A 12,452-nucleotide genomic window follows, 5' to 3' on the forward strand; every position below is an offset into this window, starting at 1 on the left:
GTTAACCTTTTCTGATAGCTCTATTTGGGCCTTCCAGCAGGAGTCTTCCAATGCCATCGGACAGTTTGAAATTAGCCGCAAACCATGATCAGCAAGAATTTTGGAGCTCCGAGTTCGGTCAGAAATGGGTGGTGCATCAACAAAAGCTCGACACTCTGTTTACAGAAATCAAGGAAAACCTGCTCGCGCGATGTGATGTGAGAGCAGGGGAAAGCGTGTTGGATATCGGGTGCGGAACCGGCGAGACAACGCTTGCGCTTGCTGCGTCTGTGGGGGCTGACGGCAAAGTCCTGGGCGCTGATATTTCTCCGACACTTCTTTCTCTTGCGAAAGACCGCGTTTTCGGCATCAAGAACGTAAACCTCGTGCAGGAAGACGCGCAAATGTACAGGTTTGAGCCTGAGGCATTTGATCTTCTGGCCTCAAGGTTTGGGTTGATGTTTTTTGCCGACCCTGTAGCGGCATTTTCAAACCTTGCGTCGGCGCTTTGTCCGGGGGGCAGAGCCGTTTTCGTGACATGGGATGCGCCGCAACGTAACCCATGGTCTTTCCTCACCAAACGTGCGGCGATAGCGCAACTTGGTGATGCACCGGTTGAACCAAAACGCGCGCCCGGCCAGTTTGCTTTTGCCGAAACAGATTATGTATTGGAAATTCTGTCGGCTACCGGATTTACGCAATGCCAGGCAGAAACTTTAAACCTTTTTCTTCACATTGAAGGTACGCCAGAAGATGCGGCAGAACTGGCGACTAATATCGGACCAGTTTCGCGGCTTATGAATGAGTATAACGGGACAGAGGATGATCGCTTGGCAATCGCCGCGGCAACGACCAAGGCCTTCGCGCCTTTTGCGGTGGACGGGGCAATGCGTGTTCCCGCGCGTGTACATTATTTTACGGCGGTTAAAGCCTGAGGTTGCAGGTGGCGGCGATTTCCCGCTTCCGTAAGGTGCCCCTCTGGTAAATCAAATGCGGAAGGTACATCTTTGGCGTAACATAGGAGGCTTCGGTGCAATTTAAGTATTTATCACTCGGTTTATTGTTGGCAACGGTCACTTTTGCCCCGTCTGTCGCATTGTCAAAGAACGGCTATGGTCATTGCCCACCGGGTCTTGCGAATAAAAACCCACCATGTGTTCCACCAGGGCTGGCGATGCAGGGCCTTCGTGTAGGCGATAGGTTGCCGCATGGTGACTACTACGTCATTCGCAATCCGGACCGATATCGTTTGCCAAGGCTAAGACGCGGGGAAAGCTACTATCGGATTGGTGATAGCTACGTGCGAGTTGAGCGGGAAACCCGTGAAATTCTTGAGTTGATCGAAGCAGTGGCCGCCGTTCTGGATTGATCTGCACACATCATATCCCAGCTGTATTTTAGGAAGACGGCTTCTTTCTTCTGCAACGCTTTGCAATTCTCTCATTCCTGTCGTATCTGGCGCGAATGACTCAGTTTTCATTTTCCCTGAACGCCACCGATGGCAAAGCGCGTCAAGGCGTCATTCAGATGCCTCGGGGCGAAATTAGAACCCCGGCCTTTATGCCTGTTGGAACTGCTGCAACTGTAAAGGCGATGCTGCCTGAAAGTGTTGCCGCGACTGGCGCTGATATTCTGCTTGGAAATACTTATCATCTGATGCTCCGGCCAACGGCAGAGCGGATTGAACGGCTGGGTGGCCTTCACAAGTTCATGAACTGGTACAAACCTATTCTGACAGACAGCGGCGGGTTTCAGGTGATGAGCCTTTCGAGCCTGCGCAAAATGTCGGAAGAAGGGGTGACCTTTAAATCTCATATTGACGGGTCCAAGCATCACCTTAGCCCCGAACGCTCTATGGAAATACAGCGAATGCTTGGGTCTGATATTGTGATGTGTTTTGATGAATGCACACCGTTTCCGGCAGAAGAGAAGGTTTCGCTTGAAAGTATGCGCATGTCGATGCGTTGGGCCGAACGTTCGCGCGCGGCCTTTGGTGACCGGCCGGGATATGCACTGTTTGGCATCCAGCAAGGCAGCATTTTTTCTGAGCAACGCGCCGAAAGCGCCGAAAAACTAAAGGAAATTGGATTTGATGGATATGCGATCGGTGGGCTCGCTGTGGGTGAGGGCCAGGCCACAATGTTTGACGTATTGGACTATGCACCAGACATGCTGCCTGCGGATAAACCACGTTATTTGATGGGGGTTGGCAAGCCAGATGATATCGTGGGGGCGGTTGCCCGTGGTATCGATATGATGGATTGCGTTCTGCCCTCACGTTCGGGCCGCACGGGGCAGGTTTTTACGCGCCACGGCGTCGTAAACATAAAGAATGCACGTCATCAGGATGATCCGCGACCGCTCGACGAGGAATGTACATGTCCGGCCTGTTCAAATTACAGCCGCGCCTATCTGCACCACGTATTTCGAGCACAGGAAATGATCTCTGGCATGCTGCTGACCTGGCATAACCTGCACTATTATCAGGAATTGATGCAGGGAATGCGCGATGCAATTCAAGAAAATCGTTTTGACGCGTTTCAGAAAACATTTTTTTCTCAACGAACTGAAGGCGACATCGAGCCTTTGTAATGCAGGGGGAAACAGTAGCTGAGATTTTGGTTTTTAGGCGGAAATCCTGACGTTTTGCAGACTGCTCCCTTGCCCCCGGCAATCAGTGCGTGCAAAGTAACGTCCAACTGAATGAGTCCGGGTTGAAAGAAGGGCGAACAAGCCCCACTTCCTAAAACCAGACCGGAGAAGACCAATGTGTTGCCGCCAAGCCGGGACACGCGTCTTCTTGCAAAGAAGGAAAGAGCATGCACGAGCAACTCAACCAATCATATCCTGTCCTGCCGCTGCGCGATATTGTGGTGTTTCCACATATGATCGTACCGCTTTTTGTTGGGCGCGAAAAATCTGTCCGCGCACTAGAAGAGGTGATGCAGGACGACAAACAGATATTGCTGTCTAGCCAGATTGACCCCAGCATTGATGACCCAGAGGCAGAAGGCATTTATCAGGTCGGTGTACTTGCGAATGTTTTGCAATTGCTGAAATTGCCTGACGGTACCGTGAAGGTGCTGGTCGAGGGGCGCAACCGCGTGAGCATCACCGAATACCTGGAGAACGATAATTTCTTCGAAGCACAAGCTGAGTTTCTGGAAGAAACACCAGGTGATCCTGCATCTGTCGAAGCTTTGGTGCGCTCTGTCGGCGAAGAGTTCGAACGCTACGCGAAGATAAAGAAAAATATACCGGAAGAAGCACTGGCAGCCGTTGCTGAAAGCCGCGAAAGTGACAAGCTTGCTGATCTGGTCGCCGGGCATCTGGGCGTTGAAGTGGACCAAAAGCAGGAGCTTTTGGAAACGCTGGACGTGGCAGAACGGCTCGAAAAAGTATACGGCCTGATGCAGGGCGAAATGAGTGTTCTGCAGGTCGAGAAAAAGATCAAAACCCGCGTCAAAAGCCAGATGGAGCGTACGCAACGTGAATACTATCTGAATGAGCAAATGAAAGCCATTCAGAAGGAACTGGGCGACGGCGAAGAGGGTGCTAGCGAAATCGCAGAACTCGAAGCCCGCATCGAGGAGACCAAGCTGAGCAAGGAAGCCCGCGAAAAAGCGGATGCTGAGCTTAAAAAGCTGAAATCAATGTCTCCGATGTCGGCAGAGGCGACCGTTGTGCGCAACTATCTTGATTGGATGCTTTCCATTCCCTGGGGTGTAAAGTCGCGGGTTAAAAAGAATCTTGGGAATGCGCAAAAGGTTCTGGATGACGACCACTACGGCCTTGAGAAGGTCAAGGAACGGATTGTCGAATATCTTGCTGTTCAGCAACGCTCAGTAAAACTGAAGGGCCCAATCCTGTGTTTGGTCGGCCCTCCTGGCGTGGGTAAAACCAGCCTTGGTAAATCGGTTGCACGCGCGACCGGGCGTGAATTCATCCGTATTTCACTGGGTGGTGTACGTGATGAAAGCGAAATTCGGGGACACCGCAGGACTTACATTGGGTCTATGCCCGGTAAGATCATTCAGGCGTTGAAAAAAGCGAAAACGACGAACCCGCTTATCTTGCTCGACGAGATCGACAAGATGGGTCAGGATTTCAGGGGCGACCCTGCAAGTGCAATGCTTGAGGTGCTTGATCCGGAACAGAACTCGACCTTCACCGACCACTACATGGAAGTGGAATATGATCTGTCGAACGTGATGTTCCTGACCACATCGAACAGCTACAACATGCCAAGCCCGCTGCTTGACCGGATGGAGATTATTCCTCTGTCTGGCTATACAGAGGACGAAAAAGCCGAGATCGCCAAGCAACACCTGATCGCAAAACAGATCAAAAACCACGGCCTGAAAAAAGGCGAATTTGAACTGACCGACGCGGCCTTAATGGAAATGATCCGTACCTATACGCGCGAAGCTGGTGTTCGAAATCTGGAGCGCGAGATCGCGAAACTAACCCGTAAGGCGGTAACAAGAATTATCAAGAAAGAAGAGGAAACCGTTGTTATAACACCGGAAAACCTTGAAGAGTATCTTGGTGTCAAACGTTTCCGTTATGGACTGGCTGAACAGGAAGATCAGGTCGGCGTCGTAACCGGCTTGGCCTGGACCTCCGTGGGCGGAGAGTTGCTTTCGATCGAAGCGCTGAAGTTGCCTGGCAAAGGTCGGATGAAGACGACCGGCAAGCTCGGCGATGTGATGAAAGAAAGCATCGAAGCGGCAAGTTCGTTTGTGCGCTCTATCAGTCCTGAACTGGGCATAAAGCCGCCCGTCTTTGAAAAGGTCGATATCCATGTTCACGTGCCAGAAGGGGCGACACCAAAGGACGGCCCTTCAGCCGGTGTAGGCATGGTCACATCTATCGTTTCCGTGCTTACTGGAATTCCGGTGAAAAAGGATATTGCGATGACGGGCGAGGTAACGCTCCGAGGTAATGTGCTTGCAATCGGTGGGCTTAAGGAAAAGCTTCTGGCAGCTTTGAGGGGCGGCGTTAAGACCGTGCTTATTCCTCAGGAAAACGCCAAAGACCTGCCGGAAATACCGGATAACGTAAAAGACGGTTTGCGGATCATACCGGTTTCGCATGTTTCAGAGGTTCTGAAACACGCTTTGGCAGAAGTCCCTAAGCCAGTTGAATGGGATCAGGAAGCTGAAGATGCGGCAGCAGCAAAAGCTGCGATCTCCGGTCAGAGTGGCGCACAGAATACAACACATGGTGCGGCCCACTAATAGGCTGACAGTCTGACAGAAAGGCGCGCCAGATCAGGCGCGCCTTTTTCGTTTCACGACCTTCCCACAACACCATATTTTGAATGTTTTTGTTTGGTGCCGACATTACCAAGGTGGATTGTCCGCACTATTCGCGCTAAGGTGACGTTAAAATCAAAAACAGTGAGGTCCAGTTAGGCAATGGTAAAGACAACCACAAAAACCCGCTCAGTAAAGACACGAAAAAAACCGACCAGTGTCAGATCAGCGAAAAAGCCCGCGGCGACGGCGAAACCTGCAACAATGGTTTCGGTAAGCCCGGAAGCAGCAGTGAAAACCGCAGCTACGAAAACGGCAGCTGTTGTCGCGACTACGGCGAGCGATTCAGTGCAAATCGGAGAAGTGAGAGAGCTTCGTAAGAAAGAACTGATCGAAAGGGTTGTTGCGCGGTCCGGTATCAAAAAGAAAGATGCGAAACCTGTAATCGAAGCAATGCTAGCGGTTCTGGGTGCGTCTCTGGCTGATGGCGATGATTTCGTTTTGCCACCATTTGGAAAGGTGAAAGTAAAACGGACAAAAGAGCAGCCTGGCGCAAAAGTCTTCACATGCCGCATTCGCCAATCTGACAGTTGGACAACGCCACTTGTTAATCCACTGATTGATGCTGCTGAATAGTAAATTTTATTGATGAAGCGATGATCTGTACCTTGTTTCTTTGACCGAATGATATTCTGTCAAAGCATTTCCTAGGTAAAATACGGGAGCCGAGGGTGCATTTTCCACCACTTTTCATTTTGCGCCACGGTCAAACAAAGTGGAATCTCGAAGGTCGACTGCAAGGCAGGCAGGATTCACCACTGACTGACCTCGGCATTCAGCAGGCGCAAATACAAAGGCGGCTGCTGGCACAGGTTCATACGGATTATCCTGATTTGACTGTAATTAGCAGCCCACAGGGCCGCGCGCGCAGGACTGCGGAAATCGCCACCGAGGGGCTGGATCTTTCTCTGACGTTTGAAGATCGTGTTCAAGAGGTTTTTGCAGGAGAGTGGGAGGGGCAGACACGCGCCGTCATTCGGGAAGAGTTTCCGAATCCGATGGAAGATTTTGTCACGGAATTTGATTTATTCCTGAATACACCCGGCGGCGAACGTTTTGACGATTTGCACGACCGGTGTCTGTCTGTGTTACAGGAACTGACAAGGCCGACAGCAATCATAACGCACGGCATAACGGGCTGCGTTTTACGTGGCTTGGTTCTTGATCTGCCAATCGATGAGATGGACAAGCTGGAACGCGGGCAGGGATGCATCTACAGGCTGGAAAATGGTGCAGAAACCTGCCTTAGAGAAAGCTGAAACCAAAGGCAGATCGACAAACTTAAATCCTCTGTGCGTTGATAAAGCGCTGTGTTTCAACGCATATTTTGTTTCAAACGGTGCCCGATTCCATGGGGCTAACAAGATCAATTTAGTTTGCCTGTATGTCCTGACAAGGAAGTGCGTGTCATAAAAAGTCTTTGTTGCTGTCAGTAGCAGTTAGGGAATTGCAAAAACCTTCCTTAAGATGTCTGAGCAAGCCGTTTAAATCAAAGAATTAAAACCATCAAAGACTAACAGAGGATATCTTTATCGTTGCATATGTTTCCCGATTTCCGATCCACTCTCGTTTACTTCGTAAAATTGTTTTGAACGAAACTAAATTCAGCGAAAGAGGGCTTGCAGACCAGAGGCAACTTGGTTTATCAGACGGTCGGACGGGTGATTAGCTCAGTTGGTAGAGCGCTTCGTTTACACCGAAGATGTCGGGAGTTCGAGCCTCTCATCACCCACCATCATTTCTTAGCCCATTTCAGATTTATTCTGTGCAGGAATCGAAAGCTGTGACGCAAATTTGGTTTTTATTGTTTTCTAGCTAAGGTAGTATTATAACAACCAAATATTTCTTTAAGAAGAACGGCGATAGGCTCTACATTGAAAAAAGAACAAGCCGAACTCGCAGTTAAAAACGGTGTCGTTATCGCTGCTATCCTGACAATTACCAGCTTGTTTTCATTACTTAATACAGTGCTGCCATTGGCGGGAGCGGGCAGTTTCGACTTTTTAGTGTATTGTAAGATTGCCGGAATCGCAGTTTTTGCGATCATCCTTGTCGTCTTTGCGTTAGCGCTACGTAAATACTGGATTTTTGCAGGTGTGGTGCTCGTGCTTGTCGCTTGTCTTGATCTGCTCTATTTTTCTTTTACCACCAGCATCCCGCTTCTGGTTTTGGGAATAGTGCCCAAAGTGTTTTTTATCTATGTGTTTTACCAGTCTACAAAGGGCTGCATTGCGTTGCGGCGTGTAGATTAAAGCGAAATATTTACTTAATTTCAGGGCACATTCGTTCAGTGTGAACACGCTGAAATCTACGAAAACCTGCGGTCTTTCGTAAACTTCGTTGAGTGGGTTTTGGATCTTCTTCTGTTTCCCGGAAACTGGGCTGGATACTAAGAATGTTCCGGTCTGTTTTACAGTTCATGGCGCTTAAGTGAGATGTTCTGACAGCTAAAAAAAAGCTTACACAAGAGGGAAGATGGAATTGTCAGAAAGAAATCTTCACGAGGCGCTTAAATTACATGCTATGGCCGCTTGACGGGGAAGCCCGCCGCGCTTAGAACGCACCTCACGCTTGGGTTTAACCTCGGGCGGGCAGCGAGCGGTTGTAGCTCAGTTGGTTAGAGTACCGGCCTGTCACGCCGGGGGTCGCGGGTTCGAGTCCCGTCAACCGCGCCACTGCCCAGCCCAAGAGAGTTCAAAGCGTAAAACGCGCGGTTGTAGCTCAGTTGGTTAGAGTACCGGCCTGTCACGCCGGGGGTCGCGGGTTCGAGTCCCGTCAACCGCGCCATTTTTCTTTGAATTTTTCGCTTTATTTTGACATGGCGTCAAGAATACGCGCCCAGCTGCGGATGCCTTTGTGAAAGCTCTCCAGATCATATTTCTCGTTCGGAGAATGGATCTGATCGTCATCACGGCCAAATCCGACCAGCATGGCATCAACGCCCAGGATATTCTTGAAGTGACCGGCGATGGGGATTGATCCACCACAACCGACGTAGGCTGCCGTGTTTGGCCATTCTTCGGACAGGGCTATGCGGGCTTGCTCAAAGGCCGGGTGATCTGTTGACATATGACCAGCACGCGATGCGCCGTGGTCTTTGAAGTCAACGCTGCAATCTTGAGGCAACATCGACTGTACATAGGCGCGAAAACTTTCACGAATTTTGAGCGGGTCCTGTTGTCCGACGAGGCGAAAGCTGATTTTGGCGCTGGCCTGCGAGGGCAGAACGGTTTTAAAGCCGTCACCAGTGTAGCCCGACCAAAGGCCATTCACTTCGCAGGTCGGACGCGACCAGATCATTTCAAGCGGGCTACGCCCCGTCTCACCGGCGGGAACAGACAGGCCGACTTCACCCAAAAAACTTTTGTGATCAAAGTTCAGATCTTCCCACTGCGCACGCAGAGAGTTGGGCAGTTCCGGAACATCATCGTAAAAGCCATCAACTGTGACACGCCCCTCATCATCATGCAGACCTGCGATGATACGGGCCAGAACGCGGGCCGGGTTCATCGAAACACCACCATACATGCCGGAATGCAAATCTTTGCTGGGGCCGGTGATCGTCAACTCCTCGCCAAGCAGGCCACGCAGCATTGTCACAATAGCCGGCGTGTCGTGCCCAAAGAGCCCAGTATCGCAGATCAACGCCACATCAGAGCGCAGCTCATCTGCGTTTTCCGTCATGAATGGCACGAGAGAGGGGGAACCGGATTCTTCCTCGCCTTCGAAAAAGAATGAGATGCGTGCGGGCAGCGTCCCGTTAACTGCTTTCCAGGCGCGGCACGCTTCGACAAATGTCATGAGTTGACCCTTGTCATCAGAGGACCCGCGGCCACGAATTACCCGGCCTTTAGCGGTATCTTCGATCGCAGGTTCAAATGGCGGAGTATCCCAAAGGTCGAGTGGATCGACAGGTTGCACATCATAGTGACCGTAAAACATAAGGTGCGGAGACGCGTTATCAGCTACTTCAGTATCATGCGCGACAACCATCGGATGGCCGGGTGTTTTACGTTTCGTGGCGTCAAAGCCAATGGATGTCAGGTCTTCCACCAGCCAGTCAGCCGCGGCGTCGCAATCTGCTTTAAAGGCTGGGTCTGTCGAGATTGATGGAATGCGCAGCAAGGTCAGAAGACGGTCTGTCGCCGCCTCAAGATCCTGGTCAATTCGGGAAAGAACGGCGTCGAGACTCATCGGGGGTGCTCCTGATCGATGCTGGAATTTTGGCAACCCTATCAAGGCGTGCAAGTATGTCCAGAGACGCACGGAAACTGGTTGTGCAAAGCCAGTAAACTTCCTGAAATCGCAACCAGCGGAAACGTGTGCTACATTGTAGGAAATGGATTGTTACAGTGCGGCCGACTGCGGGTCGTCCAAATAACAGAAAGATGCAATCTGGCAAATCAAAACCCCGCGACAGATTGTTACATTCTGATTACTTACTATTACTGGTGTCACAGTTGATTTTTTCGTACACAAAACTAAACCGGGGTCTCGGCTTCGGAGCAAAAAGCGGCTAGTCAACACGCCGTACCATACCCGGGAGATTCGTCAGTGGACTATACGGCCAAACTCGACCTTGCGATCGAACGTCTTCACGAAGAAGGCCGTTATCGCACGTTCATCGATATCGAACGCAAGCGCGGCGCATTTCCACACGCGACGTGGCGCCGTCCGGACGGTGAAGAACAGCCTGTAACTGTCTGGTGCGGAAACGATTATCTGGGTATGGGTCAACACCCGGCAGTGTTGGACGCGATGCATGAGGCGCTGGACAACGTTGGGGCTGGCTCGGGCGGAACGCGCAACATTTCCGGTACAACCGTGTACCACAAAGAGCTTGAGGCAGAGCTCGCAGACCTTCACCATAAAGAAGCTGCGCTGGTCTTTACCTCGGCTTACATCGCAAATGACGCGACGCTTTCGACTCTGCCAAAGCTCTTCCCGGGGCTGATAATTTTGTCGGATGAGCTTAACCATGCATCAATGATTCAAGGCGTTCGGAACGGTCGCGCAGAGAAGCACATTTTCAGACATAACGATGTTGCGCATCTGCGTGAGATCCTGGAAAGATTGGACCCAGAGGCACCAAAGGTAATTGCGTTTGAGTCCATTTACTCGATGGACGGCGACTTTGGGCCGATCAGGGAACTACTTGATCTTGCAGAAGAATTTAATGCGTTAAGCTACATTGACGAAGTGCATGCCGTAGGTATGTACGGACCAAGAGGTGCGGGTGTTGCAGAGCGTGACGGCCTGATGCATCGCATCGATATTATCAATGGTACGCTGGCGAAAGCCTTTGGCGTGATGGGCGGCTATATTGCTGCAAGCGCCAAGATGGTAGATGCGATTCGCTCTTATGCGCCGGGCTTTATTTTCACGACCTCACTACCTCCCGCAGTTGCTGCGGGTGCGACAGCTTCGGTGCGCCATTTGAAGAATGACGGCACATTGCGCGAGCAACAGCAAACGCAGGCGAAAATTTTAAAGACACGCCTTAAAGGGTTGGGTTTACCAATTATCGACCATGGCAGTCACATTGTTCCGGTGCATGTCGGCAACCCCGTAAAGTGTAAAATGATTTCTGATAAGTTATTGGAAGATCACGGTATTTACGCGCAACCAATCAATTTCCCGACTGTTCCTCGTGGTACCGAAAGGCTTCGTTTTACACCGTCCCCAGTGCACGGCCCAAAGGAAATGGATGCGCTTGTTCGCGGGCTTGACGCATTGTGGTCGCAATGTGCGCTAAATCGTGCCGAACTAACAGGTTAACCTATAGGCTGGTGTCGAATCGATTGCTCTGTGATATTGTTGACTAAGTAGGTCGGCTTTGGGGCAGGCGTCGATCATTTAGGGATAACGAAGTACATGTCAGGGGCAGGGCAGATGATCGGGCGGATATTGTCGCCTAGAGAGGCCGAAACCGAAGCGCTTAAGGGCTTTGATGATTTCGACCTGCGCCTTGGTGACATCATGCGCGGCGAACGCGCAACGATGGGAAAATCCCTGTTGGATGTGCAGCGAGAGCTGAAAATCAAAGCTACATACATTGCCGCTATCGAAAACTGCGACCCAAGCGCGTTTGAAACGCCCGGTTTTATCGCGGGATATGTGCGATCATATGCACGATATCTGAGCATGGACCCAGACAATGCTTTCTCGACTTTTTGCAAGGAAAGCAATTTTGAAACGGCCCACGGGATGTCCGTTCAGGCGTCCACAGCAAAATCAAGGCGCGCAGAGAAACTTTCTGGGATCAAACCCCCTCGTGATCCTTTTGCTGATCCGAACGTAAGCTTTGTTCCGCGTGGCGACGCGATGTTCTCACAGGTCGAACCCGGTGCATTAGGTTCAATCGCAGTCTTAGCTGCGCTGATCGGGCTGATTGGCTTTGGTGGTTGGACAGTTTTACGAGAAGTACAGCAAGTCCAGTTTATTCCTGTGGAACAAACACCCGGTATCGCAACAAGCATTGACCCACTGGTTGGCACCAGCAACATTATTGTCGCAAGCGGCGAGACTGAGACGCAGTCACCAAATGCAGAAGCGCTAGAGCGGCTTTATCGGCCAGAAGCGCTTGATGTGCCCGTGCTGGTTGCCCGCGACGGACCGATCGTTGCTCTCGACCCGGCTCGATTTGGGACTTTTGCAGGTCTTGCTGCCGACACCCAGGTTTTACCGTCGACGACCCAGACAGCACAAATAAACGTGGCGACGGAAGAAGACACTTCCATTCAGGTCGTAGCAGATGACGCCCCGGAACTTGTACTGGTTGCAGCACGTCCTGCTTGGGTACGGGTTCGCGGTGCAGGCGGGACTGTGATTTTTGAGAAAGTCATGGATGCGGGTGAAGAGTATGTCTTACCCCAAACGGAAGAACCGCCAGTTTTGCGCGTGGGCGAATCCGGCGCTATTTATTTCGCGGTGAACGGACAGCATTATGGGCCGAGCGGCCCAGACGGTATCGTGACGTCCAATATTGTTCTGACTGCTGAAAAACTGACCGAAACTTATAGCATCGCTGACCTCAACCAGGATTCTGATTTGGCGCGTATGGTTGCAGAAGCGCAAACCGCTCAAGCAGAAGTTCAGCCAACCGCTGGTGAATAGAGCCTGAGCTTACGAGCTTTGGCCGTTGCCCTTGGCGTG

The 12,452-nt window shown here is 51.2% G+C and carries 10 protein-coding genes and 3 tRNA genes; 12 read left to right on the forward strand and 1 reads right to left on the reverse strand.

Annotated features, from left to right (window positions below):
- Window positions 1-50 precede the first annotated feature (50 nt).
- The 10 genes from MWU63_RS15015 (at window position 51) to MWU63_RS15060 (ending at window position 8,084) form a co-directional block, all read left to right on the forward strand.
- A complete protein-coding gene (locus MWU63_RS15015; RefSeq protein ID WP_213890810.1) occupies window positions 51-914 on the forward strand; it encodes a methyltransferase domain-containing protein in 864 nt (287 codons plus the stop codon).
- Window positions 915-1,009: 95 nt separating this feature from the next.
- Window positions 1,010-1,348: an RcnB family protein gene (locus MWU63_RS15020; RefSeq protein ID WP_213890811.1), complete on the forward strand. Its 339-nt coding sequence runs from the start codon at window positions 1,010-1,012 to the stop codon at window positions 1,346-1,348.
- Window positions 1,349-1,443: 95 nt separating this feature from the next.
- Entirely contained in the window at window positions 1,444-2,571 is a 1,128-nt protein-coding gene (gene tgt / locus MWU63_RS15025) for a tRNA guanosine(34) transglycosylase Tgt (protein ID WP_213890812.1), read from the forward strand.
- A 227-nt stretch (window positions 2,572-2,798) separates the two neighbouring features.
- Window positions 2,799-5,219 carry an endopeptidase La gene (lon, locus tag MWU63_RS15030; protein ID WP_213890813.1) on the forward strand — a complete coding sequence of 807 codons (2,421 nt, stop codon included), beginning with the start codon at window positions 2,799-2,801 and terminating at the stop codon, window positions 5,217-5,219.
- 309 nt (window positions 5,220-5,528) lie between these two features.
- Window positions 5,529-5,873, forward strand: coding sequence for an HU family DNA-binding protein (locus tag MWU63_RS15035; protein ID WP_247078557.1), 345 nt, complete (start codon window positions 5,529-5,531; stop codon window positions 5,871-5,873).
- A 95-nt stretch (window positions 5,874-5,968) separates the two neighbouring features.
- Window positions 5,969-6,556: a histidine phosphatase family protein gene (locus tag MWU63_RS15040; RefSeq protein WP_213890815.1), complete on the forward strand. Its 588-nt coding sequence runs from the start codon at window positions 5,969-5,971 to the stop codon at window positions 6,554-6,556.
- 400 nt (window positions 6,557-6,956) lie between these two features.
- A tRNA-Val gene (locus MWU63_RS15045) sits at window positions 6,957-7,032 on the forward strand.
- A gap of 139 nt (window positions 7,033-7,171) precedes the next feature.
- Entirely contained in the window at window positions 7,172-7,549 is a 378-nt protein-coding gene (locus MWU63_RS15050; protein ID WP_213890816.1) for a hypothetical protein, read from the forward strand.
- A 346-nt stretch (window positions 7,550-7,895) separates the two neighbouring features.
- Window positions 7,896-7,972 (forward strand) — tRNA-Asp (locus MWU63_RS15055).
- 35 nt (window positions 7,973-8,007) lie between these two features.
- Window positions 8,008-8,084 (forward strand) — tRNA-Asp (locus MWU63_RS15060).
- Window positions 8,085-8,105: 21 nt separating this feature from the next.
- Here the strand turns inward: MWU63_RS15060 and MWU63_RS15065 are convergent.
- Window positions 8,106-9,491, reverse strand: a complete 1,386-nt coding sequence (locus tag MWU63_RS15065) for a M20/M25/M40 family metallo-hydrolase (protein ID WP_247078559.1) — start codon at window positions 9,489-9,491, stop codon at window positions 8,106-8,108.
- Window positions 9,492-9,851: 360 nt separating this feature from the next.
- Between MWU63_RS15065 and hemA the strand changes: the two genes are divergently transcribed.
- Both hemA and MWU63_RS15075 read left to right on the forward strand, forming a co-directional pair.
- Window positions 9,852-11,075: a 5-aminolevulinate synthase gene (hemA, locus tag MWU63_RS15070; RefSeq protein WP_213890818.1), complete on the forward strand. Its 1,224-nt coding sequence runs from the start codon at window positions 9,852-9,854 to the stop codon at window positions 11,073-11,075.
- Between the two features lie 96 nt (window positions 11,076-11,171).
- Window positions 11,172-12,413, forward strand: a complete 1,242-nt coding sequence (locus MWU63_RS15075) for a RodZ domain-containing protein (RefSeq protein WP_343229477.1) — start codon at window positions 11,172-11,174, stop codon at window positions 12,411-12,413.
- Window positions 12,414-12,452: the final 39 nt, after the last annotated feature.

It is taken from the genome of Pseudohalocynthiibacter sp. F2068 (genome assembly GCF_023015645.1).
GTDB classification, from domain to species: domain Bacteria; phylum Pseudomonadota; class Alphaproteobacteria; order Rhodobacterales; family Rhodobacteraceae; genus Pseudohalocynthiibacter; species Pseudohalocynthiibacter aestuariivivens.